The organism is Hymenobacter sp. BRD128 (assembly GCF_013256625.1).
Taxonomy (GTDB): domain Bacteria; phylum Bacteroidota; class Bacteroidia; order Cytophagales; family Hymenobacteraceae; genus Hymenobacter.
Window position 1 is genome coordinate 947,326 of the sequence record NZ_CP053908.1, and the last position, 23,624, is coordinate 970,949.

General features: G+C 62.5%; 21 protein-coding genes and 1 tRNA gene. 8 read left to right on the forward strand and 14 right to left on the reverse strand.

Translation table 11 applies throughout. The features are described 5' to 3' along the window. Positions 1-76: 76 nt before the first annotated feature. Positions 77-382, reverse strand: coding sequence for a thioredoxin (trxA, locus tag GKZ68_RS04240; RefSeq protein ID WP_173111028.1), 306 nt, complete (start codon positions 380-382; stop codon positions 77-79). A gap of 81 nt (positions 383-463) precedes the next feature. Here trxA and GKZ68_RS04245 point away from each other — a divergent pair, with 81 nt between their 5' ends. The 6 genes from GKZ68_RS04245 to GKZ68_RS04270 all read left to right on the forward strand — a co-directional run bounded on the left by GKZ68_RS04245 (position 464) and on the right by GKZ68_RS04270 (position 4,878). Continuing rightward, positions 464-1,174 carry a polysaccharide deacetylase family protein gene (locus tag GKZ68_RS04245; protein ID WP_254244159.1) on the forward strand — a complete coding sequence of 237 codons (711 nt, stop codon included), beginning with the start codon at positions 464-466 and terminating at the stop codon, positions 1,172-1,174. A gap of 48 nt (positions 1,175-1,222) precedes the next feature. Further along, complete coding sequence (locus GKZ68_RS04250; RefSeq protein ID WP_173111031.1) at positions 1,223-2,335, forward strand: glycosyltransferase; 1,113 nt, start codon at positions 1,223-1,225, stop codon at positions 2,333-2,335. 21 nt (positions 2,336-2,356) lie between these two features. Then, a complete protein-coding gene (locus tag GKZ68_RS04255; RefSeq protein WP_173111034.1) occupies positions 2,357-2,788 on the forward strand; it encodes a GNAT family N-acetyltransferase in 432 nt (143 codons plus the stop codon). A 16-nt stretch (positions 2,789-2,804) separates the two neighbouring features. Next, positions 2,805-3,581, forward strand: coding sequence for a TatD family hydrolase (locus GKZ68_RS04260; protein ID WP_217275308.1), 777 nt, complete (start codon positions 2,805-2,807; stop codon positions 3,579-3,581). A 50-nt stretch (positions 3,582-3,631) separates the two neighbouring features. Then, positions 3,632-4,711, forward strand: a complete 1,080-nt coding sequence (locus GKZ68_RS04265) for an asparaginase (protein WP_173111037.1) — start codon at positions 3,632-3,634, stop codon at positions 4,709-4,711. A gap of 76 nt (positions 4,712-4,787) precedes the next feature. After that, positions 4,788-4,878 (forward strand) — tRNA-Ser (locus GKZ68_RS04270). Positions 4,879-5,096: 218 nt separating this feature from the next. On the opposite strand, the gene GKZ68_RS04275 is transcribed toward GKZ68_RS04270, so the two are convergent. The 12 genes from GKZ68_RS04275 to GKZ68_RS04330 all read right to left on the reverse strand — a co-directional run bounded on the left by GKZ68_RS04275 (position 5,097) and on the right by GKZ68_RS04330 (position 21,197). Next, on the reverse strand, positions 5,097-5,663 hold the full coding sequence (locus GKZ68_RS04275; RefSeq protein WP_173111040.1) for a hypothetical protein: 567 nt from the start codon (positions 5,661-5,663) through the stop codon (positions 5,097-5,099). Between the two features lie 11 nt (positions 5,664-5,674). After that, positions 5,675-7,948, reverse strand: coding sequence for a GH92 family glycosyl hydrolase (locus GKZ68_RS04280; protein ID WP_173111043.1), 2,274 nt, complete (start codon positions 7,946-7,948; stop codon positions 5,675-5,677). Between the two features lie 36 nt (positions 7,949-7,984). Then, positions 7,985-9,442 (reverse strand): CehA/McbA family metallohydrolase, encoded by a 1,458-nt coding sequence (locus GKZ68_RS04285; RefSeq protein WP_173111046.1) that lies wholly within the window; start codon positions 9,440-9,442, stop codon positions 7,985-7,987. A gap of 4 nt (positions 9,443-9,446) precedes the next feature. Then, on the reverse strand, positions 9,447-10,544 hold the full coding sequence (locus GKZ68_RS04290; RefSeq protein WP_173111049.1) for a phosphatidylinositol-specific phospholipase C1-like protein: 1,098 nt from the start codon (positions 10,542-10,544) through the stop codon (positions 9,447-9,449). 39 nt (positions 10,545-10,583) lie between these two features. Further along, a complete protein-coding gene (locus GKZ68_RS04295) occupies positions 10,584-12,176 on the reverse strand; it encodes a RagB/SusD family nutrient uptake outer membrane protein (RefSeq protein ID WP_173111052.1) in 1,593 nt (530 codons plus the stop codon). A gap of 85 nt (positions 12,177-12,261) precedes the next feature. Beyond that, positions 12,262-15,267: a SusC/RagA family TonB-linked outer membrane protein gene (locus GKZ68_RS04300; RefSeq protein WP_173111055.1), complete on the reverse strand. Its 3,006-nt coding sequence runs from the start codon at positions 15,265-15,267 to the stop codon at positions 12,262-12,264. A 496-nt stretch (positions 15,268-15,763) separates the two neighbouring features. Then, positions 15,764-16,348, reverse strand: a complete 585-nt coding sequence (locus GKZ68_RS04305; protein ID WP_173111058.1) for a TetR/AcrR family transcriptional regulator — start codon at positions 16,346-16,348, stop codon at positions 15,764-15,766. A gap of 66 nt (positions 16,349-16,414) precedes the next feature. Further along, positions 16,415-17,092, reverse strand: a complete 678-nt coding sequence (locus GKZ68_RS04310; RefSeq protein WP_173111061.1) for a cytochrome b/b6 domain-containing protein — start codon at positions 17,090-17,092, stop codon at positions 16,415-16,417. 63 nt (positions 17,093-17,155) lie between these two features. After that, positions 17,156-18,397, reverse strand: coding sequence for a pyridoxal phosphate-dependent aminotransferase (locus GKZ68_RS04315; RefSeq protein WP_173111064.1), 1,242 nt, complete (start codon positions 18,395-18,397; stop codon positions 17,156-17,158). Between the two features lie 82 nt (positions 18,398-18,479). Beyond that, entirely contained in the window at positions 18,480-19,118 is a 639-nt protein-coding gene (locus GKZ68_RS04320) for a bifunctional nuclease family protein (RefSeq protein WP_173111067.1), read from the reverse strand. A 232-nt stretch (positions 19,119-19,350) separates the two neighbouring features. Next, on the reverse strand, positions 19,351-20,328 hold the full coding sequence (locus GKZ68_RS04325) for an electron transfer flavoprotein subunit alpha/FixB family protein (protein WP_173111069.1): 978 nt from the start codon (positions 20,326-20,328) through the stop codon (positions 19,351-19,353). A 128-nt stretch (positions 20,329-20,456) separates the two neighbouring features. Beyond that, on the reverse strand, positions 20,457-21,197 hold the full coding sequence (locus GKZ68_RS04330) for an electron transfer flavoprotein subunit beta/FixA family protein (protein ID WP_173111072.1): 741 nt from the start codon (positions 21,195-21,197) through the stop codon (positions 20,457-20,459). 149 nt (positions 21,198-21,346) lie between these two features. Between GKZ68_RS04330 and GKZ68_RS04335 the strand changes: the two genes are divergently transcribed. Then, on the forward strand, positions 21,347-21,682 hold the full coding sequence (locus GKZ68_RS04335; RefSeq protein ID WP_173111075.1) for a tetratricopeptide repeat protein: 336 nt from the start codon (positions 21,347-21,349) through the stop codon (positions 21,680-21,682). 23 nt (positions 21,683-21,705) lie between these two features. On the opposite strand, the gene GKZ68_RS04340 is transcribed toward GKZ68_RS04335, so the two are convergent. Further along, entirely contained in the window at positions 21,706-22,827 is a 1,122-nt protein-coding gene (locus tag GKZ68_RS04340; RefSeq protein ID WP_173111078.1) for a TlpA disulfide reductase family protein, read from the reverse strand. A 103-nt stretch (positions 22,828-22,930) separates the two neighbouring features. Between GKZ68_RS04340 and GKZ68_RS04345 the strand changes: the two genes are divergently transcribed. Then, entirely contained in the window at positions 22,931-23,614 is a 684-nt protein-coding gene (locus tag GKZ68_RS04345; protein WP_173111081.1) for a response regulator transcription factor, read from the forward strand. Positions 23,615-23,624 lie beyond the last annotated feature (10 nt).

Sequence of the window (23,624 nt, forward strand, 5' to 3'; positions counted from 1 at the left end):
ACGGCGCCACGGGGCAGCGTTCCGCCAACGCCGCCCTGCCGGGTTTAGTTTTCTGCCGGAGGTTATCTGTTATTTATCAGACGTAAGCGCCCACGGCCTGCGCGAGCTGGCTAGCCGGCACCACGCCCGCCTGCCGCCACACCGGCTGGCCTTTATGAAACAGAATGAGCGTGGGAATGCTCTGCACCCGAAACTGCTGGGCCACCGCCTGATTTTTATCTACGTCTATCTTGATGACGCGCAACTTGCCCTCGTGCTGGGCCGCCACCTGCTGCAAGATGGGCGCCATTGTCTTGCAGGGGCCGCACCAGTCGGCGTAAAAGTCAACTAATACCGGCATGCCGGGGCTGTTGATAAGTTCGGAAAAGGACTTGCGAGGCATAAAAAAAGCTAGGGTAAGTTTGTGGGCGAAAGCCCGCCCGAGTCTCCTATAGTACCCACGCCCAGCCGTTTCGGTTTCATTTTGTTGCTGCCCCATCCGCTTACTCGTCCGCTCGCCTGGCTGCGCCCCGTGTTTCCGGGTAGCGAGTGGCGCGGGGTGCCGGCTAGCCCCGCCGGCCGGCCGCGCCTCTACCTGACCTTTGACGACGGCCCCATTCCGGAAGAAACGCCCTGGGTGCTGGCGCAGCTGGCTGCTTACCAGGCGCCCGCTACGTTTTTTTGCGTGGGCGACAACCTGGCCCGCCACCCCGACATTGCCCGCGCCGCGCTGGCCGCCGGCCACCGCCTCGGCAACCACACCCAGCACCACCGTAGCGCCTGGAATACTCCGCGCGCTGACTACCTGGCCGGCGTGGCCGAGTGCGAACGAAACTTAGAATGGATAAGAAAGAGTGAGGACTTAGTACCCGGCAGTTACGCAGCCTCAACTTTTCATTCTCAATTTCCCACTCCAACTTTCCCGCTCTTCCGCCCGCCCTACGGCCGGCTCACCTGGCCGGTATTGCGGCAGCTGCGCGTGCAGTATCGCGTCATTATGTGGTCGTTGCTCACCCGCGACTACGACCCCGGCCTGGCGCCCGAGCGCGCCCTGGGCCTGACGCTGGCTGCCACCCGGCCCGGCGACATTGTGGTGCTGCACGACTCGCGCAAAGCTAGTCGCTCGCTGCGCTTTTTGCTGCCGCGCCTGCTGGCGCACTACAGCGAGCTGGGCTACGAGTTTGCCGCGTTGTAGCGCCCCGCGGCCAGCGGGTACTTTTGCGGCTTCGCTACTCGTTTTTCCTTGCTGATATTTCTTCTGAGCTACTGCGCACTCTGGCTGTTGGTAATGGCCACCGCCACTTGGCGGCTGGCCGGCCGGCGCGGCGCGGCGGTGCCGGTGGCGCTGCCCACGCCCCAGCCGCGCGTGAGCATTTTGGTGGCCGCCCGCAATGAGGAGGCCGCGCTGCCCCGCTGCCTGGCTAGCCTGTGTGCGCTCGACTACCCCGCCGACTTGCTGGAAATCCTAATCGGCGACGATGCCAGCACCGACCGCACCCGCGCCGTGGCCGAAGCCGCCCTGGCTAGCTTCGCCGGGCCGCACAAAGTCCTGACCATCCGGAATAATCTGGGCCGGGCGCGCGGCAAAGCCAACGTGCTCGCTCACCTGGCGCGCGCCGCGCAGGCTGATTACCTGCTGATTACCGACGCCGACATTGCCGTGCCGCCCACCTGGGTGGTGGCCATGCTGCGGCACGCCGCCCCCGGCGTGGGCACCGTCACGGGCCTCACGGTGGTAGCAGGCGCTGGCTGGCTAGCCCGCTTGCAGCGCCTCGACTGGCTGCTGTCCCTGGCCCTTATTCAGGTCGGCACCGAAGCCGGCCAGCCCATGACCGCGATGGGTAATAACATGCTCATCACGCGCGCCGCCTACCAGGCCACCGGCGGCTACGAGGCGCTGCCTTTCTCCGTCACCGAAGATTTTGCTTTGTTCGAGGCCGTCAATGCGCGGGGTTTCGGTTTCCGGCAGTTGTTTGAGCCAGCTGTGCGCGCCACTTCGCTGCCCGCTGCCTCCTGGCGGGCCCTCGTGCAGCAGCGGCTGCGCTGGCTGCGCGGCGTGGCCGCCCTGCCTGGGCACGTGCAGGCCGGCCTGGTTTTTTTTAGCGGTTACTGGCTGGCGGTGCTGGGCCTGGCGCTGGTGGGGCACCTGGGCTGGGCGCTGGGCGCGCTCGCGCTGAAAATCGCCGGCCACTATGCCCTGGCCCTGGCCGCCAGCCGCCGCGCTGGGCTGCCGCGCCCCGCCTGGTGGCTGCTGCCGCTGTTTGAAAGCTATTCGCTAGCCCTTACCACGCATCTGACGCTGACCCGCCTGCTCGGCCGGCGCGGGGTAGAATGGAAAGGCCGCCAGTATAATTGATTCAGTGTAATACATAAAGCCATGACCAGCAAGCAACTAGGAGTTATTATTCAGCCCATCAAGCCGGCCCAGACGTATGCCCTGCGCCACACCGTGCTCTGGCCCGACAAGCCGCTGGCCTACGTGCAGCTGCCCGAAGATGCCGCCGGGCAGCACTTCGGCGCGTTCGTGGAGGGCGAGTTGGTGGCGGTAATTTCGCTGTTCGTAGCGCCCGATGGCGAGGCGCGCTTCCGCAAGTTTGCCACCGACCCGGCCTGGCAGGGGAGGGGCGTGGGCACGGCCCTGCTGCGGCGTGTTATCGAGGTGGCGCGGCAGCAGGGGGCTCGCGCGCTGTGGTGCGATGCCCGGCAAAACACGCTGCCCTTCTACCAGCGCTTCGGACTGGCGCCCGAAGGCGAAGTTTTTTACAAGGGTACGATACCCTACCTGCGGCTGAGCATGGCCTTGCTTTAGTAATAAATAATTGATTATGAAATTGATAGAAACCCACGCCCACCTCTATTCCGAGCAGTTCCGGCCCGACCAGGCCGAGGCGCTGCACCGGGCCGTGGCGGCCGGCGTCGAAACTATTTTGCTGCCCAACGTCGACCGCTCAACCATCGACGCCATGCTGGAGCTGGAGGCCGCGGCCCCCGCCACCTGCCACGCTATGATGGGCCTGCACCCGTGCTCGGTCGGTCCCAATTTCGAGCCGGAGTTGCAGCTTGTGGCCGACTGGCTGGGCCGGCGCCCGTTTGTGGCGGTGGGCGAGTGCGGCATCGACCTCTACTGGGATAAAACCTACCTGCCGCAGCAGCAGGAAGCCTTGCGCAGGCAGCTAGCCCTCGCCAAGCAGTACGACCTGCCCATCGTGCTGCACACCCGCAGCGCCTTTGAAGAAGCCTTTGCCCTGGTGGCCGAAGCCCAGGACGGCACCTTGCGCGGCGTGTTTCACTGCTTCTCTGACGGGCTGGCCGAGGCCGAGCGCATCATTGCCCTGGGCGGTTTCAAATTGGGCATCGGCGGCGTGGCCACGTTTAAGAATGGCGGCCTCGATAAGGTGCTGCCGCACCTCGACGTGGCGCACCTCGTGCTCGAAACCGACTGCCCTTACCTGGCTCCCGTGCCCTACCGTGGCAAGCGCAACGAGCCCGCCTACCTGCCGCTGGTGCTGCACCGCGTAGCTTCACTGCTGGGCCAAACGCCCGAAGCCGTGGCCGAAGCCACCACGCGCAACGCCCGGGAGCTATTCCGGCTAGCCAATTAAAATCCGCGTTTTAACTCCTGGAAAACCTGCGCGAACTAGTGCCCGGCCTCATGCTCCCCGACCTGCCTCTACTGACTCTGCCCACTGCCGCCGCCACCGACCCGGACGCGCCGCGCTTGCTCATTCTGTACACCGGTGGCACGGTAGGCATGGCGGTGAACCGCAACCGGGAGCTGGTGCCCATGCACTTTGGTAAGCTCGACCGCAAAATGCCCGAGCTGCGCCAGCTGCCCTACCGGCTGGAGTTGCTCACGCTGCCGCAGCTCATCGATAGCAGCAATGTGACGCCCGCCGACTGGCTGCGGCTAGCCCAGCTCATCGGCCAGCACTACGCCGATTTCGATGGCTTTGTGGTGCTGCACGGCACCGATACGATGGCCTATTCGGCGGCGGCCCTCAGCTTTTTGCTCGAACACCTGGGCAAGCCGGTGGTCTTTACCGGAGCGCAGGTGCCGGTGGGCCGCCCGCGCTCCGACGCCACGCGCAACCTGCTCACGGCCCTGGAGATAGCCGCCGCCCGCCACCCCCTAGCCCACGCCGCGCGCCTGCCCGAGGTGGGCGTATTCTTCAACGACATCCTCATCCGGGGCACGCGGGCCAAAAAAGTTGAGAGCCAGCAATTTGCGGCTTTCAAAAGCGAGAACTACCCGCCGCTAGCCCGCGCGGGTATTAGCCTGACTTTCAGTGATAATGATATTCGCTTGCTGCCTGCGGGCCGACTCAGGGTGCACACCCGGCTCGAAGAAAAAGTGGCGGTGCTGCGGCTGTTTCCGGGCATTACCGAGGCCGTGGTAGAGGCCGTGCTAGGGGTGCCCGGCCTGCGGGGCTGCGTGCTCGAAACCTATGGCTCGGGCAACGCGCCCACGGCGCCGTGGTTTCTGGCTAGCCTGGGGCGGGCGCAGCAGCGCGGCGTAGTTATCCTCAACGTGAGCCAGTGCGAAGAAGGCCGCGTGGTGCAGGGCCACTACGAAACCAGCGCCCGCCTCAGCAGCCTGGGCGTGATTGGCGGCGACGATATTACCACCGAGGCCGCCATTACCAAGCTCATGTTTGTGCTGGGCCTGGGCCTGCCCGAAGCCGCCACGCGCCAGCTGCTGAGCCAGGATTTGCGCGGTGAAATCACTCCGTAGCGCATACAAAAACCGGTCGCGCCACGTTTTTGGCGCGGCAATGCAGGCTTTTCGGCCTATCTTTACAGCCCCATTCAGAGAGGTGTCCGAGTGGTCGAAGGAGCACGCCTGGAAAGTGTGTATAGCCCAAAAGGTTATCGTGGGTTCGAATCCCATCCTCTCTGCCAAAAAAGCCCCTGGTGTAATACCTAGGGGCTTTTTGCTTTTTTCCAGGCGATGCACGTGCGCTTTGGCCCCCGGTTTCGAGGCCATCGACAATGGTCCCGCCGATGCGCCTAACCACCTCATCCGGGTTGCCGCCAGGGGCCGGCGTCTTCCCGCCGCCCTCAGCGGTCCGGCCGGCGATGACGCTTGAGAAGATACAGCTGGCTTTATGTTCTGTTTGCTATTTTATCCCGGTCAGCACAAAGTCAATACCCAACGGATTGTGCCGCGCCTGGCAAATGACGGGGAAGTCGGGGTTATTGAGAATCCACAGCTCGGTGGGGTCGCCCTGGGCCACCACGTGCAGCACGTCGAGCGGCCGCCCGGCCAGCAGCAGCGGGGCGGTAGCAAGGTCGGCGCGCAGCTCATACACGGTGTGGTCGTATTCGTAGCGCTGCCGGGCCACCAGCGCCGCGAAGGCACTTTTGGAGAGCAGCATAAACGTCTGGTCATCGGGCAGGCGCACGGTGCGGCCGGGGGTAGGCTGGGCAAAATTCAGCTTATTGGCCCGCTGCCAGGCCGTGGGCGACACGGCGTAAGCCCCGCCCGCCAGCCCCCGAATGCGCCAGGTCAGGCGCAGCGTGTCGGTAGCGCCGGCAATGGCCAGCTCGAAGGCCGCGTGCTGGCCGTGCAGGTCAAACTCATAGCGAAAAGTGGTGCCGGCGCCCACGGCGGGCTGCAGCAGCTGGGCCGCCGCCGGCCGGGCCAGTAGTAAAGGCAGCAGCAGGAACAGGAGCTTTTTCATCATTGGAGCGCAGGCTAGTCGGCGGCGGGGGGTAAGATTTGGGTGCCCCAGTCGCCGGGCTGGGCGGCCATTTCCAGCACCAGCTCGCCGCCGCGCACCAGCTCTTGGTGGGCTAGCCAGGCCTGGCGCAAGGGCCGGCCGTTGAGGCGGGCCGACCGCACGTAGCAGTTGGTAGGCGAGAGGTTATGGGCGGTGATTTTGAAGTCCTTACCGCCGGTCAGGTGCAGGGTGGTTTGCCGCACCAGCGGGGCGTTGAGCAGGTAGTAGGGCTGGCCAGCGTTGGGATAAAGGCCCATCATCTGGAAGGCCAGCCACGACGACATGGCCCCCGAGTCGTCGTTGCCAGGCAGGCCGGTGGGCGTGGGGCTGAAGCTCTGGGCAATAATCTGACGAATGCGCTGGCTACTCAAATCGGGCCGCCCCAGCCAGTGGTAGAGGCTGGGGGTGAGGAACGACGGCTCGTTGGCCACGTTGTAGTATTTCCGCGCAAACAGCGTGTCGAGCCGGGCCCGGAAGGCCGCCCTGCCCCCCGACTTGGCAATGAGCGCCGGCACCTGGTGCGGCACGCTCAGCGAGTATTCCCAGGACGTGGCCTCGTAGAAAAAGCCGCACCAGTGGCACACGTACCACGGATACTCGCGCATGAGCGGCGTGTACACGAAGGTGGGGTGCTGGATGTTGGACGTGCCGTAGGCAATGGTATCGAGCCACTTGCCGGCCGCGTCGCGAGGCATAATGAAGCCCGTGGCCCCGTGACTGCGGTAGTCGGCGCGCCACAGGTTTTGCCAGTTATTGGCTAGGCGACGGTACTGCTCGTAGACTGGCTGCTGGCCAAGGCCCTTGGCTACCACTGCAATGCAGTAGTCGTCGTAGGCGTAGTCGAGGGTGCGGTTGCCAGCGCGGGGCACGCCGTAGGGCAGGTAGCCCAGGCGCTGGTAGGCGGGTAGGCCGCCGCGGCCCTCCTGCTCCTCATTGCCGCCGGGCGGCACGGTGGCGTCCTTTAGCATGGCGGCCAGGCCCAGGCGGTAGTCGATGCCGGGCAGTTTTTTGACGAAGGCATCGGCGATGAGCACCTCGGCGTTGGAGCCGCCCTGGGTGCGGCCGTTGGCGTTGCCGCTGCGCGCCTCGGGCAGGTAGCCGTCGTGCTGATAAATGTTGAGCAGCGCGTTGACGATGGCCGTTTCGCGCTCCGGCGCCAGCAGGGTAATGAGCGGGTTGGACGTCCGGAACGTGTCCCAGATGGCGTAAAAATCGTCGTAATATGGTGCCGGGCCGTTCCAGAGCGGGTTCTCGCCGGTGCGGTCCACGGGCATGAGCATCGTGTGATAGAGGCCGGTATAGAACAGCTTCTTCTGGTCGAGGGGCGCGTCGGCACTTAGCTCGGCGCGGCCCAGCAGGTCGTTCCAGCGGGCGCGCAGCTGGCCCAGCGCCTGGGCAAAGTTCCAGCCCGGCAGCTCGGCCCGCACGTTGTCGCTGGCCCGGGCCGCGCTCAAAAACGAGATGCCCACCTTCACCTTCAACGAGTCGCCGGCGCTGTTTTGAAAGCGCAGTAAGGCCCCGGTTTTCTCACCCGAGTCGGCTTGCAGGCGCTGGCCGGGTTGCAGCCGCCCGCCCTTCCAGGTAGCAAACTCGGCCACCGGCTGGTCAAACACGGCCGTGAAGTACACGGTGTAGGCCCGCCCGTTGTTCCAGCCGCCCCGGATGCGGCTGTAGCCCCGCACTTCGGTATCGGACACGATTTCAATTTCCGAGCCCACAAACTGCTGGGCCTCACGGGCGTCGGGCTCCGGCTGCTCGCCTAGGAAGAAGCCAGCATCGAGCTGCAGCGCCTTGGGTTGGCCGGGGGGGTAAGCCAGGCGGTAGAAGCTCACCTTGGGCGAGGCCGTAATCTCCACCTGAATATGCGGCTGCGCGAACTGGGCGCGATAATAGCCCAGCGCCACGCGCTCGGCCTGGCGGTGCGCCGACTTGTCGCCCAGCGCCAGCGGCCCGCTGAAGGGCATCAGCAGGATGTTGCCGTACTTGGGGCCGCCGCCGGTGCCGCTCACGTGCACCTGGGCAAAGCCCGTGACGGGGGTGGGCTCGGGCAGCCAGCCGCTGTTGGGGTTGCTGGTGCAGTCGGGGCCGGGCTTCACCATTCCAAAGGGCGCGGTGGGGCCGATAAACACCCGCCCCAGCCCCTCCGAGCCAATGAGCGGGTCTACGTACTGGCTGTAGCCCTGCCCTGCGGCCGGGCCCAGGTGGGCAAGCAGGCCACCAAGTAGCAGCCATATTTTAGCAAAACGCATAACAAAACAACTTCTATCGACCTGCAAAATGGGGCCTCAACGCGGCGCGGGTAGCACCCAAATCGGGTTGGTTAGCGCCAGCATGGCGCCTGCTGGGGTGCGTACCTCTGCTCGCAGATACCGGGGTAAGCCGGCTGCTGGCAGCTGCCAGTGCAGCGCCGTGGGGCCGCTGGCCGCCACCGGCCCGCGGGCCAGTACGCCGCCTTCGCCGTGCAGCGTGACCGTGCCGGCCGCGGCGCCGCGCAGCTCCAGGACTACCCGCACGGCGTGCCCAGCTGCCACCGCTAGCGTATCGCCGATACCCGCCGTGTGGGAGCCGGCCCGCGCGGTCAAGGTTAGCCCGATGGACCGGTCGGCCACCAGGTAGGCCCTACCCCGGCGCAAACCCTGCATGATACCCGCTCGCGACAAACTGCCGGCCCGTACCACCGTGCGGGGCCGGCCGAGCTGGTTGGGTGATGGGGCAGCAGTGTGGGTGTCGCTAGCCGCCACGGCCAGCAGCGAGTGGCCCTGGCGCAGCAGGGCATCCCACCAGGCCAGGGCGTGCTCGTTGCGGGCATCCCAGCGGCCATTCCACACTTCGATGCCGTCGAAATGCCGCACCCCAAACCGGAAGCGGTTGATGGTGTCGGGAAAGAAAGGGTGGTTGATGATGGCTAGGCCGCCCACGGCGTGCACCTGGGCCACGTAGCGGGCAATGCTGCTGTCGCGCGGCGCGTAGCGCCAGTCAATCAGGGTTGTATAGTCTAGGCCCAGCGCATTCCAGTGCCCGAAGGCCGTGGTGGTCACTTCCTCACCGTTGATAAGCAGCAGGTTGGGCCGGGCGTAAGCTCCCCAACTTAGGTTGGCGCTGTTGGTGTTGTGCTCGGTCGAGACGAGAAAATCCAGACCCTGGGCCACGGCTTCGTCGGTCAGCTCCTGCGGGGTGCGCCGGCCATCCGAGTGCAGTGTGTGCAGGTGCAGGTCGCCCTGGTACCAGCCCGGCCGGGTGTTGGCCACGGCCGGCGCGGGCGTGGGCCGAAACGCCGGCCCCGCCGCACCCGGCACCAGCGTTACGGTCAGCTTCCAGTCGATACCGGCCGGGGCAATGGTGGAGGGGTAAAGCAGCACGCGCCAGGTGCCGGCCTCCACGGGACCTGGCACGTAGCCCGTGGAAGCGGCCTGGCCGTTGATAAAAAAGGCCGTTTTGGCCCCGCCCGACCACCCCCGGAAGCCCGCTAGGGTACCCGGTTGATAGCCCGCCGGGTCGTAGATGCCCATGTTGAGCACGCCGCCGCCCGCGTGGTCGTAGTCTTCCCGCACCCGAATTTCGGCCGTGCCCGCCGGCACCTCAATGGGCACGTAGAACAGCCGGTACAAGCTATCGGCCGGCACGTGGCCCTGCCGCACTACCTCCACTGGGGCCTGGGCCGCCACCGGAACTGCTAGTGCGAGCAGCCCCAGCAAAGACCACCAGCCGGCCCGCTGCTGCCACGTTTTAATCCGCGCGCTCACCAGGCTATTTGACGGCGGCCGAAGCCGACGCGCCCGCATTTACCGGGTTGGGCCGAAAGTAGGTACCCCCCGCGAAGCTGACTACGTAGGGCGACCGGAAGTGCGTGCTGGGCAGGTAGTAGTCGGTGCTGATAATCTGGGCGCCCGACTGCTGGGCCGCTGCGAAGCTGCTGGGGTCGTTGCGGCGCGCTTCCTGGGTATCGCTGTCGGCGCGGGTGCGGATGATGTAGCCCTTCTCTACCAAGCTTCTGATAGCGGCCAGGTCTTTCTTGGCGTTGTTCATGATATGGATGGCGGCCTCGGGTGTGCCGGGCTCGGCGTCGGCAAACAGCACCCGGCCCTTCAGCGAGGGATGGCCCTGGATGTAGGTCGCCCGCTTCTCACCCAGCTCATCGAGCACGAACACGAACTTGCCCTGCGCCGCCGCCAGGGTGGGCCAGTTACGGTGCAGCACCGCGGCTTCTAAGGTGGGGTAGGCGCCGCGCACCTGGTCGGGGGTAATGAGCTGGTCAGCGCCCAGGTTGTCCAGAATTTCCTTGTCCAGCGCGTCAAATACCGCCGTTGTAAAGGGCTCGGGCACCGTGAGGCCCGGCCGGGGCAGGGCCTCCGACTTAGCATTCATGGTGATGAACACCGGGTGGTGCGTGGGGTGGGCCAGCGACCACTTTTTCAGCTCCTGCAAGGCCAGCTTAAAGGTGAGCGCGTTGCTGCGGTAGTCGAGGTCCTGAATGTGAAAGACCTTGAAGCCTGGCTGCTTCATCAGGCCGGCCTCGTCGTAGGGTGCCTGGCCGGGAGCCAGGTCCAGGCCCTTGGGGTGGGCGTATTTACCGCCCTGGGTATCCGCGTACACGTCGATTTCCAGGGCCAGCAGGCCCTTGGTGAGCTGCTCGCTGAGCGACACGTGCTCGTAGTCAATCTTGCTCATGCTGGCCGAATCGGCTTTTTGCAACACCTTAAACAGCTTGGGGTCGATGGCCTGCTTGTAGCTGTTGTGCGAGCCGATGACCTGAATCTGGTTCAGGCGCAGCGGCGCGGCGGGCTTAGTAAACGCGGCCAGCACCAGGATGCCCGCCAGCGCGGATAGTTGCAATAGTATTTTCATGGCTTTCTCGTGAGAAAAGAAGGTGGAACCAGCGCGCCGCTAGTACCCGGTATTCTGCTGCAGGGCCGAGTTCAGGCGCAGCTCGATGGTGGGCACGGGGTAGAGGCGGCGGAAAGTGCTTTTGTCCATCTTGAGCACGTCGTTGGGCAGCGGGTACTCGGTTTCAAACTGGCCGAAGCGGATGAGGTCGTTGCGGCGCCAGGCTTCCCAGCTCAGCTCGCGGGCACGCTCGTCGAGCATCCCATCCAGGGTGATGCTGGTGGCCAGCTGCGCCCCGGCACGGGCCCTGATTTTGTTGACGAGCACCAGCGGCGTTTGCAGCTCGCTGCCCACAGTAGTGGCGCTAGCCCCGCGCAAAATGGCCTCAGCCTTCATCAGCAGCACGTCGGCCAGGCGCAGCACAGGCACGTCGTTGCCGTTGAGGCGGGTAGCCTGAATGATAGTAGGGTCGGGATAGTACTTGATGGAGCGCACGCCCTCCGACTGGGTGGCGATGGTGTTGCCCAGGTCCATGGGCTTGGGCGGCACCAGCGTCAGCACCGGGTTAATGTTAATTTGGGTAGTGGTGTTGGGGTAGTACACCGGCGTGCTGGTGAAGCCGCCGTTGCCATCGGGCACAAACTGCGGGCCCGCTAGCCAGGTAGTGGTGCGAAAGTCGCCGGGCAGGTTAAAGCGGGCGTAAAACTCGGGCGTGGTGCTCATGGCAATGCTCAGGCCCACGTTGAAGCCATAGGCATTAACCAGGTAATAGAAAAAGCCGAAGCGCGTGAACTGGTTGCCCGGAATCTGCTGGTCGTAGGGAATGGCGAAGATGGTTTCCTTAATCTGCGGCCCGTTGTTGGGCAGGAAAATGTCGCGGTAGCGGGCGTCGAGGCTATAGTTGGGGTTGGCCTGCACGCTGTCGGCCATGCGCACCACGTCGGGGTAGCGGGCCGCCCCGCCGTACACCTCCGAGTTGAGGTAGAGCTTGGCCAGCAGCGCGTACACCAGCCCCTTGGTGGGGCGGCCGTACTGCTGGGTGTTGGTGGCCGCGTTGCTGCTCTTGGCCGGCAGCTTGGGCGTGAGGGCCAGCAGCTCGCTCTCGATAAACTTGTACACGCTGGCGCGGGGCTGCGTGGCCGGCGAACCCGTAACAGGGTAGTCGGTCACGAGGGGCACGTTGCCGTACAAATCGAGCAGAAAGAAATAGTAGAGCGCCCGCATGGCCCGGATTTCGGCCAGGCGGTTGGCCTTCTCGGCATCCGAAAAGCCAAACGAGTTGGTGATGTTGAGCAGGCGGTTGCAGGTGGTGATGCCGCCGTAGGCCCACTGCCAGATGGTGAGCACGTTGGGATGGTCGGGCGTCCAGGTGTGGTAGTGCAGCTGCCGGTACTGCCCGCCGTCGTCGAAGTTGCCGTCGCGGGCCGGCAAAATGGCCTCGTCGGTGCTCAGCGTCTGCATGCGCCAGTAGGGCACCGCAAACTGCGACGAGAGGTTGGAGTAGATGGCCCCCAGCGAAGCGTTGTAGTCCGACAGAGTTTTGGGAAAGTTGCCGGCTACGAACTGCGACTCGACCGGCACATCCAGCTTTTTGCAGGAGTAAGCACCCCCGGCCAGTATGCTCAGAGTAAGGAGAATAGCTTTGCTTTTCATAAAATTAAATTTGCGAAGCACTACACCAAAAGGCGGTTATGCTGAGCCTGTCGAAGCATGACCGCCCACTGATAAGTTGCTGTGCTTAAAACGAAGCCGTGAGGCCCAGCGTGAACGTGCGGGTTTTGGGGTAGAAGCTGTTGTTATCAATGCCCGGCGTGAGACCGCCGATATTGATTTCGGGGTCAATACCGCGGTATTTGGTCAGCACAAACAGGTTGCTGCCCGTCACGTAGAGCCGGATGGCCTTCACGTACTCGGTGCCGGGGCGCAGGGTGTAGCCCAGGGTGGCGTTGTCGAGGCGCAGGTACGAGCCGCTCTCCAGAAAGCGGTCGGAGATGAGGTAGGCGTTGATGTCGGTGGGCGACTCGCCCAGCGTGAAGCGCGGGATGTTTTGCAGGCGCGCGTCGGCCGGGTTGTTGAGGCCGGCTAGGGTAGCGTTCAGGATTTTATTGCCCAGCACCCCGCGCATTAGAAAACTCAGGTCGAAGCCCTTGAAGCTAAAGGTGTTGGCCCAGCCGTAGATAAGGGTAGGCTGGGCACTGCCGGCCAGCTGCATGTCGGTGGTCAGGGGCTGGGTGGCAGTGACGGTGCCGTCGGCCTTTTGGTAGGTGCTCACGCCTTGGTCGTTTTTGCCCAGGTAGTGCCACAGCTTAAAGGTGCCCAGCGGCGAGCCGGGCTGCACAATCTGGCTGTAGTTGCCGCTCTGGCCCTTGCCCCCAAGCTGCGCCGTCTGGATGTAGGGAATCGTGAAGCGGTCAGTCGAGAGATTGTCGATGTTGTTGTAGTTGTGCGAAAAATTGAGCGACGAGCGCCACGTGAAGGCGGCCGTCTGCACCGGCACCACGCTCAGGGCCACCTCCACGCCGCGGTTAGTCATGCTGCCCACGTTGGCGGTGTAGGTGGTGTACTGAAACTCGGTGCTCGACACCGGCAGCACGTCGTCAATCAGGTCGCTGGTTTTCTTCACGTAGTAGTCTACCGAGCCCGTAATGCGGTTTTTGAGGAAGCCAAAATCCAGGCCCACGTTGTAGGTGGCGGTGCTTTCCCACTTCAGGTCGGGGTTTTCGTTGCGCACCGCGTTCACCACGTTCGAGATGGTGCCGTTGTTCAGATACTTGCTGCTGCCGGGCGGCGTGCCATAAATGAGGATGGCCGAGAAGGCGTCGAAGCCCTGGCTGTTGCCCGATACCCCGTAGCCGGCCCGCAGCTTAAGGTCGCTCACGGCCCCGTAGCGGCGCATAAAGTCCTCGCCGATAATGCGCCAGCCCACGGCCGCCGTGGGGAAGTAGCCGTAGCGGTTGTTCACACCGAAGGCCGACGAGCCATCGCGCCGCAGCGACACCTGCGCCAGGTAGCGGTCGGCGTACTGGTACTGCACGCGGCCATACTGCGAGAGCAGGCGCAGGGTCGAAATCGGGTTGTTGTCGAAGGCAATCTGGGCTAGCGACGAGGGGTTGGATAGAAATAAGTTGTTGGACCCCAGCGCATCATTGGCAAAGTTCTGGGTTGTGATGCCGAAGCCGTCGTTGGTGCGGTCCTGCTGGTACGAGTAGCCGCCCAGCAGCTGAAAGCTGTGCAGGCCCAGCGTTTTGTCGTAGTTGGCGTAGGCCTCCAGCACGTCGTTGGTGGTCTGGTACTCGGCGCGGCGGGCTACCCCGCCCAGGTTCACGGCCAGGCCCGACTGGCTATTCAGGTAGCTGCTGTAGTTGGTTTGGGCGCGCTGGGTCGAGCCGCTCAGCGTCAGCTTCAGGCCCGTAATAATGTCGACCTGCACGATGCCGTTGAGCAGCGTCTTGCTGTCGTTAGTCACGTAGCTGTTGTTGTTGGCCAGCGAGAGCGGGTTGAGCGGGCCGCTGCCGGTGCGGGTGTAGTTTTCCTTGTAGGTGCCGTCGGGGTTGAAGGGGCCCACCGTGGGCAGGTAAAACAGCATGCCCGGCAGCACGTAGGACTGCGGAATGTCGTTCTGGGTGGTGGTGCTGTTGATGATGTTGGCCCCCAGGCGCAGGTGGTTGTTGAAGAAACGCTGGTTGATAAACCCGCGGGTAATGAGGCGCTCTAGCGAGGTATTTATCAGCGTGCCGTTGTTTTTCAGGTAGTTGGCGCTAGCCCCGTAGTCGGTGGCATTGGCCGAGCCGGTAAACGACACGTTGTGGTTGGTGGCGTAGCTGGTGCGCTCAATCAGGTCCTGCCAGTTGGTGTTCGAGCCGTCGTCGTCGGTGGGCTTGGTGAGCGGCCGGGCGTTGTTGGTGGCCAGGTACTGGCGCAGCTCGTCGCCACTCAGCATGTCGATGCGCTTCGACACCTTCGCCACGGCCCCGTAGCCGCTGTAGGTGAGGCGGGTCTGGCCCGGCTTGGCCCGCTTGGTGGTCACGATAATAACCCCATTGGCCGCCCGCGTGCCATAGATGGCCGTGGCCGAGGCATCTTTCAGCACGTCGATGCTGGCAATATCGTCGGGGGCCAGCAGGTCGATGCTCGCGCCCGGCACCCCGTCAATCACGTAAAACGGCTCCGTGATGCCGCCGTTCAGGGTGCGGATGGTGCTCGGCCCGCGCAGCACCACCGAGGGCCGCTGGTTGGGGTCGCCGCTCTTGGTGATGTTGAGGCCCGCCACCTTGCCTTGCAGCAGCTCGGCGGGGGTAGTGAGCACGCCGGGGTTAAACTGCTCGGCCTTGATGGACGTGACGGCCCCCACCACATCCTGCCGGCTCTGGGTGCCGTAGCCAATCACCACCACGTCCTTCAGTTGCTGGGCATCGGGCCGCAGCGTCACGTTGAGGGTCGTTTGGGTGCCAGCAATAATTTCCTGGCTCACTGTGCCCACAAAGGAAAATACCAGCACATCGGCCGGCCCGGTGGTGCGGATGCTGTACGTGCCGTCGGGGCCGGTGCCCACGGCATTGCTGCCGTCCTTAAGGCGCACCGTTACGCCGGGCAGCGCCGCATTCTTCTCGTCCGTCACGGTGCCCTTGATGGTTTGCTGGGCCAGGGCCAGGGCGGGCGTCAGCGTCAGCAGCGGCAGCACAGCCCGCCGCGGCAGGCCCGCCGTAGCCCGCCAGAATAAGAAGGAAAAGTACCCGTTTTTCATACGTGCTAGTGGTGCTTGGTAGGTGCTGTATTAAAGCACTGCAAAGCACCGGCGCGGCAGTTACCTCAACATGATTGCTGCGTTACGATTAGCGCAGCTGCGGGGTCAGTGCACAGGTTCGTTCTCCCGTTTGCCTCGTAGCACCCCTTTGGGGCCGCATCGCTCCAATAGGAAGCGGGGGCGGCGTGGCGTGTGGGCTGGTGTGGCGGCCCGCCGGCCAGGGCTAGCCAGGCCGGCGGGCCGGACGATGAGAGTTTCACCAGAGTTTAATCCGCAAAAAGCGCTAGGCATCTGGTGGGCGAAAGCTGCAGATACCCAGCGTATTCAGGTCGGCTAGGCACCTGACCGGGGCCGGCGGATAGGAAGGAGCCTACAAACTGCGGGTTGCTCCTGCCCATTACAACGCTGCTAGTATACTGATAGCGCAGCTTGCAGCCGGCGCATAGGAAGGAGCCGGGCCGCGGAAGTGCTGGCCATCCGCTTTGGTCGCTACCCGCTACTGCTGCTCCAGACCGCCTAGCAACACCGTGATGATGTTGTTTTCTAATTCCTGCGCGGTGAGGCCGCGGCCCGGCCGGTACCACAGTTCGACCCAGCGCACCGCCGACAGCACCGTAAACAGGGCTACCGAGGCATTGACGGGCCGAAACTCACCCGCCGCAATACCGGCTTCGATAAGCGCCGCAAAGCCTTTTTCGTAGGTTTTGCGGGCTTGCTTAAACTCGGTGAGGCGCGGCTCGGGCAGGTATTTCCAGTCGTGGTTGGCCACCGATACGGCCGCGCCGTCCTCCACCATAAGCCGGATGTGCAGGCGTACCAGCGCCTTTATTTTATCACTATATGGGCTAGCCGTCTGCTCTATTTCCCGTAGCTGTGAGATGTAAGTATCCGAAACGCGAAAGCAGATGGTATCCAGCAGCTCGTCTTTCGACTTAATGTGGTTGTACATGCTCGCGGCTTCCATGCCTACCTGCCCGGCCAGGTCGCGCATCGAGGTGCCGCCGTAGCCCCGGTCTTTGAAGAGCTTGGCGGCTTCGGCCAGAATCAGCTCGCGCTTGACCGATTTTTTTGTTTTGAGCATGGGTGGGAAGGGTAGAAGCTGGTTCTACAAAGTTACCCCGCTGCCCCGGCTGCTAACAACTGTTTGTTATACATTATCGGGCTTGCGCGGGTCTTCGCCGCTCACCATGCGCGATATCAGGCCGTGGTCATCCTGAATATCAGCCCACACCACGCCCACTACGTGCAATATGATGTAGCCAATAATCAAGTACATCGTTACGTTATGAACTTCTTTAACCGGGTGCTCAATGCCGTGCAAAAACGGTACGTCATCGGCGAAGGTCAGGGCCAGACCCGTAACGACCATAATCGTGATAAACAGATAAAAGGCGGCATACGTGAGCTTGGCCAGCAGCACGTGGCGAGCATCGGCGTGCTCGGCTGGGGCTGCTAGCCGGTAGCGCCGGGCTGCGGCCATCAGCCGCGCGCCAAAGCGCCGGCCAGCCGGGTCAAGCGCCTGCATCACCGTCCAAAATAGCCAAAAGGTGGCGAGCACTATCCCAATCCAGATGTGCCAGGTCCAGATTTTTTCGCTGATAACGTGGGCCACTGCGCCGGCCTGCTGCTGGGTCAGTCTGCCACCGCTCTTGGCGAGCGCGGCCTGAAATTCGGGCACTGCCCCCCGAGCATTCACGATAACCTGCTGAAACAGAATAGTCAGCAGCTGGCCCGATACCAGCGCGGCATTGGCCCAGTGCCAGATGCGCATCGGCACGGAGTAGTCGTGGGTGGCGGTGGCGAGGGGCGCGGTGGCAGGTTGCATAAAGAAGGGTGGCGTGAAGCATTACAGACGTAACGGCGCGCTTACCTGTTGCTTAAGAATTACTTAAGAAAAGGCGCTGGCCGTTTCGCGGGCGGCTGCTGGTTGCAGCGTGCGGCCGGGGTACGCTAGCAGGGCCTGCTCGAGGCAGGTAAGGGCGGCGTCAAGGTCGTGCAGATTGAGAATGTAGGCTAGCCGCACCTGCTGGCGGCCCAGGCCGGGCGTCTGGTAAAAGCCGTTGGCTGGCGAGAGCATGAGCGTCTGATTTTCATAGGCAAAATCAGTCAGCAGCCACTCGCCAAAGCGCTCGGCATCATCCACTGGTAAGTGGGCCATCACGTAGAAGGCGCCGCCGGGCACCGGGCACTGCACGCCCGGCATGGCTTGCAGGCGCCGCACTGTCAGGTCGCGGCGCGCCTGGTACTCGGTCCGGTTTTCGTCGAAATAGCTTTCGGGCAAGGCTACGGCCGCTTCGCCCAGCAGCATGCCCAGGCCGGGCGGGCTAATGCGCATCTGGGCAAAGTGGAAGGCGGCGTCAAATACGGCCTTGTTGCGCGTCACGAGCGAGCCCACCCGCGCGCCGCACGCACTGTAGCGCTTCGAAATTGTGTCAAGCACCACCACGTATTCTTCGCCGCCGGCTAGGTTAAGGGCGCTGGTGGATCGGGCACCATCGTAGCAATACTCGCGGTAGGCCTCATCTGATAGCAGGTATAACTGGTGCCGCTGGCACAGGCCAAGCAGGTCTTCTAGCTCGGCGCGGGTGTACACGTGGCCGGTGGGGTTGCTCGGGTTGCAGAGCAGAATGGCCTTGGTGCGCGGCGTAATAACCTGCTCAAAATCAGCCAGCGGGGGCAGGGCAAAGCCGTTTTCAATGCTAGCCGTAACCGTCACAATCTTCACGCCGGCCGCAATGGCAAAGGCCGTGTAAGTGCCGTAAAACGGCTCGGGCACCACCAGCTCATCGCCGGGGTTGAGGCAAGTGAGCAGGGCAAATAGAATGGCCTCGCTGCCGGCCGTTGTCACCAGTATCTCCTCCATCTTCACCGCAATGCCCGCCCGGTGGTAATACTCGGCTAGCTTCCGGCGGTAGCTGTCGGTGCCAGCGCCGTGGCTGTAGGCCAGCACCCGCAAATCGGCTTGCCGCAGGGCTTCTACCGCGCTTGGTGGCGTCGGAATATCGGGCTGGCCAATATTGAGATGATACACGTGGCGGCCCCGCTGCTTGGCCGCCTCGGCAAAGGGGGCTAGCTTGCGAAACGGCGAAACGGGCATTTCCTGCCCACGTTGCGATACGGATAACGACATAGATTATAGCTTCTTACAGAAAGGAATTAAGAAAAAGTCCCAGCCGATAACTCGGCCGGGACTTCGGAGATAACGGGGCGAACTAACCGTTGCGTTTGTTCAGCTCGTCTCGAATTTTAGCGGCCTTTTCGTAGTCTTCTTTTTCCAGCGCCTGCGCCAGCATCTTGGTCAGCTCATCGAGCGATACCTGCCCGCTAGGCTCGCGCGCCTCGGGTGCTTTGGCCGCCGGCCGGGCGGTTTCACCTTCGTTGTCGTCCTCGTCCTCGTCGTGGTCTTCCTCGTCTTCCTCCTCCTCGCTAGCCTCGTCGAGGTCCGAGAGAATGATGCCGGCTTCGCTGAGTACGCTTTCTACCGTGAAGATAGGCACGCCGAAGCGCAGGCCGATGGCAATGGCATCGGAAGGCCGGGCGTCAATCTCAAACGTGGTGGCGCCGTCGGAGCATACGATGCGCGAGTAGAAAACGCCTTCTTTAAGGTCGGAGATAACAACTTCCAGGATGGCCACGTGCACGTGCTCGGCAAAGGCCTTGAACAAGTCGTGGGTGAGGGGCCGGTTGGGGCTGATTTTTTCAATCTGGATGGCGATGCTCTGGGCCTCAAACATGCCGATGATAATCGGCAGGCGCCGGTTGCCGTGCTTCTCGCCCAGGATGAGGGCGAAGGAGCCGGACTGCGACTGCGAGGAGGACAGGCCCAGAATTTCGAGGGGAATTTTTTTCAAGGGTCGCGGGGACGGTCAGGTCCAGGAAACGGGTACGGGAGGTTCTGTACGACAAATTAAGTAAGCGCGGCCGGAAACGACCGCCTCGAAGCGGGGAATTTGCCCTAAAACAGAAAAATAAAGAACGTCATGCGGAGCTTGCCGAAGCATCTCTACTGGTTAGTACTCCTGAGGGCCAGGTAAAGATGCTTCGGCAAGCTCCGCATGACGTTCTGAGATAAAGCGGCCTGGCCTAGCCGAGCTCCTTCACGGCCGCCGTCAGCTTGGGCAATACGTCGAAAACGTCGCCCACAATACCGTAGTCGGCCGCCTTGAAGAACGGTGCCTCCGGGTCTTTATTGATGACCACAATCACTTTCGACGAATTGACGCCGGCCAGGTGCTGAATGGCGCCCGAAATGCCGCAGGCAATGTACAAGTTGGGCGATACCGTAATGCCCGTCTGACCCACGTGCTCGTGGTGGGGGCGCCAGTCTACGTCGCTCACCGGCTTCGAGCAGGCAGTGGCCGCGTGCAGCGCTTTGGCCAGGTCCTCAATAAGGTGCCAGTTCTCGGGGCCTTTCATGCCGCGGCCGCCGCTCACTACGCGCTCGGCTTCGGGCAGCAGGATGCCGCCGGCCTGGTCCTGCATCACCACCTGCTTGGGCGCATCGGCAAAGTCGGCGTCGCTGAGCTGGGCGGAGAACGCTACTACCTCGGCCGTTTTGCCGGCCTCGTGCTGGGCTTCGATAGAGTTCTTTTTAACGGCAATAATCTTGCGCTCACCATTCAGTGCCACGTCCGAGAATGCTTTGCCCGAAAACGCGCCCCGCTTCACCGTGAACTGGCCGCCGTCGGTTTTGGGCAACTCAACCACGTTGGTGGCTAGGGAGGCTTGCAGCCGAATCGACAGGCGCGAGCCCACCGAGGCGCCGATGTTACTGTTGGCCAGTACAATTGCCTTGGCATCTTCCTGCTGGGCGGCCGTAGCAATGAGCTTGGTGTAGGCATTGTTTACGAAGTCCTTCAGGCGCGGCTCCTTGTCGTAGAGCACCTTCGTGATGCCCTGCTCACCAAGCTTGGCGAGGCTGGCGTCGGTGGCTTCGCCCACGGCGATGGCCGTGGCGCTGGTACCGAGCTGCGCGGCAAGCTGCGCGCCGTAGGTAGCCACTTCGAGCGAAGATTTTTTTACTTCGCCCTTATCGCATTCAACTACTACTAAAACTGACATAATCTTAAATTTTTTGTCATCCTCAGCACCGCGAAGGACCTTATCACGCGGGCGCCGTTTAGGGTAGGAGAGGGCTAGCGAAGGCAGCCGTGATAAGATGCTTCCTTCGTCAGCATGACAGACGATGATTAAATGACTTTGGCTTCGTTGCGAAGCAGCTTAATCAGCTCGCCGGCGTTGGCGGCGTCGATGAGTTTCACGCCCTGTTTCTTGGGGGGCAGCGCGTATTCATTAACCTGGGTGCGGGCGGCATTGCCGGTAGCGGGCACCACTTTCAGGGGTTTAGTGCGGGCCGTCATAATGCCGCGCATATTGGGGATGCGGGGCTCGCACATGGGCTGCTGGCACGAGGCCACGAAGGGCGTATTCACTTGCACAATCTCCTTGCCGCCCTCAATCTCGCGCTCCAGCGTGGCGGTGTTGCCGCTCATATCGAGCTTCATGGCCGGCGCCACGGTCGGGACGCCGAGTAGCTCGCCAACCATGCCGTGCACCTGAAAGCCATTGTAGTCAATGCTTTCCTTGCCCATCAGAATCACGTCGTAGGCACCTTCTTTGGCAATAGCCGCAATCTGCTCGGCCACAAAAAAGGCATCTTTCGGCGCGGCATTTACCCGGATAGCGTCGTCGGCGCCGATGGCCAGGGCCTTGCGGATATTGGGCTCCGTATCGGCCTCGCCCACGTTGAGCACCGTTACGGTGCTGCCGGCGTTGGCTTCTTTCAGCTCGATGGCGCGGGTGAGGGCATATTCATCCCAGGGGTTAATCACGAACTGCACCCCGGCCTTATTAAACTCCTTATTATCGGGCGTAAAGGTGATTTTGGTGGTCGTGTCGGGCACGTTGGAGATGCAAACCAGAAACTTCATCTAAGCAAGGTTAGGGTGAGAAGACAATGCAAAAGTAGTCGGCTTGCATAACAGTTGCCAAGCCCAAAAAGGTCTTTCGACCTTGTACTAAACCAAAATGCGGCGCACGGGTCGCAATTTCGCCTCAAAGATAGTTAAAACTCCTGCCCATGACTGCCCCCGGCCGCTTACAACAGTTGTTAGCTTTTTATGAAGCCGACCCCACCGATGCCTTCACAATTTACGCCCTAGCCACCGAGTACCGGGCCAGCGAGCCCCTGCGCGCCTGGGAGTTTTACGAGAAGCTCCTCACCGAGCACCCCGACTACGTGGGCACCTACTACCACGCCGGCAAGCTGCTCGAAGGCTTCGGCAAAAAAGACGAGGCCGAGCAGGTGTACCGCAAAGGCTTGGTAGTGAGTCGTAAAGCCGGCCAGCTGCACGCCGCCAGCGAAATTCAGCAGGCGCTGAACAGCTGCCTGGGCCTCGACTACGAAGACGACTAGCCTATGTCTAGGTAGCTTGTTATCTACTTGATAAAGCGCGCCAAAGTAGCCTGAATATCGTCGCCACGCAGGTTGCTGGCTACGATTCTACCGCTAGGGTCGATAAGGAAGTTCTGCGGAATGGACTTTATGCCGTATTGCTGAGCCGTGGTGCCGTCGAAGCCGCGTAGTTCCGATACCTGCGTCCAAGGCATGTGGTCGTCGGCGATGGCTTTCACCCATTTTTCGCGGCCTTTTTCGTCATCGAGCGACACGCCCAGCACTTCAAAGTTGCGCCCCTTAAAGGCTTCGTAGGCTTTGAGCACGTTGGGATTTTCGGCGCGGCAGGGCGTGCACCAGCTCGCCCAAAAATCGACCAGCACATACTTACCTCGGTAGTCGACCAGCGACACTTGCTTGCCGTCGGGCGTGGTTTGGGTGAAGGCGGGCGCCTGCGCACCAATAGCAGTGGCTTTGAGCCCGGCTAGCATCTCGCCGTAGAACTTGCCGGGCGGACTGGCACGCTGGGCTGGGGTGAGGGCCGCATACAGGGGTGCCACCTCCGCATACTGGGGCGAATTCATCTGGCGCGCATACTGCAAAGCTTCCAGGCTTACCCAAGAGGTAGGGTGCGCCTTGACAAAATTCAGGTAGGCTTGCGCATATTCCTTGCTGATAGCATCAAATTCCGCTTGCGACTTACTACTATTCACCTTCTTAGCTATTGGCTTAATTACCTCATTTAGGCGCAGGTAGTCGGCCGTGAGCGGGCCGCCGGTGAGGCGGGCGGTGCGCATCGAATCAGCGCTGGTAACTGCCACTGGGCCAGGCGCTAGAAACAAGTGGATGCGGTCAGGCGACTCGACGTATACCGTTGCCATTTTGCCCCCTAACATCTTTTTCTGCCAGCCCGATTGCAGCCGGCCCTGACGCTCCAGCACCAGGGTGGCCGACTGCGGAAAAGGGGTACTGCCCTTAAACTCAAACCGGCCCTGCCGCAGCGTGGCTGAGTCGGTCGGTTGTATGCCCGTCAGTAAGTACACCTTAGCGGGCGCATTGAGCTGACCGATTTTGCCCTTTATCAGGTAGGGATAAGTGGCCGTAGTCTGGGTTTGAGCCAGGGCCAGGCCGGGAACCAGCAGCAAGCCGAGTAAGTAATTGTTCATAGGGTAGGTGGGAGAAGGAAAATAGACTAACGTTAGTCAGGCTACATATAGTATTGTCTTGACAATGCCAGCCTCTATAAACCCCGCCGTTACTTTGCAATGCATGGCTACTAAAATTTTATTGGTCGAAGATGAGCCCAAGGTATCGGCTTTCATTCGGCGCGGGCTAGAAGAGGAAGGCTACGAAGTTGAGGTGGCCTACGACGGCGCCTTTGGCCAGCGGCTAGCCCTAAGCCATGATTTCGACCTGCTCATCCTCGACGTAATCCTGCCCGGCCAGAGCGGGCTGGCAGTGCTGAAAGCCGTGCGCGCCCAGGACCAGGCCCTGCCCATCCTCATGCTCACCGCGCTGGGCACTACCCAGGATAAGCTGCTGGGCTTCGACGGTGGCGCCGACGATTACCTCGTCAAGCCCTTCGATTTTGTGGAGCTGCTGGCTAGGGTGCGCGCCCTCACGCGCCGCCGCGACCGCCGCTCGGTGAAAGGCAACCAGCTCAGCCTGGCCGACCTGACGGTGGATACGGCCGCCAAAACCGTGACCCGCGCTGGCCAGCCCATCAAGCTCACCGCCCGCGAGTTCAACCTGCTCGAACTGCTGCTGCGCCACCAGGGCCGGGTGCTGAGCCGGGGCGAAATCGCGGAGCACACCTGGGAAGACTCCTTCGACACGGGCTCCAACGTGATTGACGTGTACGTGAATTACCTGCGTAATAAGGTAGACAAGGGATATGATAAAAAGTTGATTCACACGGTAGTGGGTATGGGCTACGTGCTCCGGGAAGAATAGAACAGGGAGT

Bases quoted from the DNA above. Each gene is read 5' to 3' on its own strand.
- trxA (WP_173111028.1), bottom strand. From the start codon at position 382: ATGCCTCGCAAGTCCTTTTCCGAACTTATCAACAGCCCCGGCATGCCG.
- GKZ68_RS04255 (WP_173111034.1), top strand. From the start codon at position 2,357: ATGACCAGCAAGCAACTAGGAGTTATTATTCAGCCCATCAAGCCGGCC.
- GKZ68_RS04260 (WP_217275308.1), top strand. From the start codon at position 2,805: ATGAAATTGATAGAAACCCACGCCCACCTCTATTCCGAGCAGTTCCGG.
- GKZ68_RS04265 (WP_173111037.1), top strand. From the start codon at position 3,632: ATGCTCCCCGACCTGCCTCTACTGACTCTGCCCACTGCCGCCGCCACC.
- GKZ68_RS04275 (WP_173111040.1), bottom strand. From the start codon at position 5,663: ATGATGAAAAAGCTCCTGTTCCTGCTGCTGCCTTTACTACTGGCCCGG.
- GKZ68_RS04280 (WP_173111043.1), bottom strand. From the start codon at position 7,948: ATGCGTTTTGCTAAAATATGGCTGCTACTTGGTGGCCTGCTTGCCCAC.
- GKZ68_RS04290 (WP_173111049.1), bottom strand. From the start codon at position 10,544: ATGAAAATACTATTGCAACTATCCGCGCTGGCGGGCATCCTGGTGCTG.
- GKZ68_RS04295 (WP_173111052.1), bottom strand. From the start codon at position 12,176: ATGAAAAGCAAAGCTATTCTCCTTACTCTGAGCATACTGGCCGGGGGT.
- GKZ68_RS04300 (WP_173111055.1), bottom strand. From the start codon at position 15,267: ATGAAAAACGGGTACTTTTCCTTCTTATTCTGGCGGGCTACGGCGGGC.
- GKZ68_RS04305 (WP_173111058.1), bottom strand. From the start codon at position 16,348: ATGCTCAAAACAAAAAAATCGGTCAAGCGCGAGCTGATTCTGGCCGAA.
- GKZ68_RS04310 (WP_173111061.1), bottom strand. From the start codon at position 17,092: ATGCAACCTGCCACCGCGCCCCTCGCCACCGCCACCCACGACTACTCC.
- GKZ68_RS04315 (WP_173111064.1), bottom strand. From the start codon at position 18,397: ATGTCGTTATCCGTATCGCAACGTGGGCAGGAAATGCCCGTTTCGCCG.
- GKZ68_RS04325 (WP_173111069.1), bottom strand. From the start codon at position 20,328: ATGTCAGTTTTAGTAGTAGTTGAATGCGATAAGGGCGAAGTAAAAAAA.
- GKZ68_RS04330 (WP_173111072.1), bottom strand. From the start codon at position 21,197: ATGAAGTTTCTGGTTTGCATCTCCAACGTGCCCGACACGACCACCAAA.
- GKZ68_RS04335 (WP_173111075.1), top strand. From the start codon at position 21,347: ATGACTGCCCCCGGCCGCTTACAACAGTTGTTAGCTTTTTATGAAGCC.
- GKZ68_RS04340 (WP_173111078.1), bottom strand. From the start codon at position 22,827: ATGAACAATTACTTACTCGGCTTGCTGCTGGTTCCCGGCCTGGCCCTG.
- GKZ68_RS04345 (WP_173111081.1), top strand. From the start codon at position 22,931: ATGGCTACTAAAATTTTATTGGTCGAAGATGAGCCCAAGGTATCGGCT.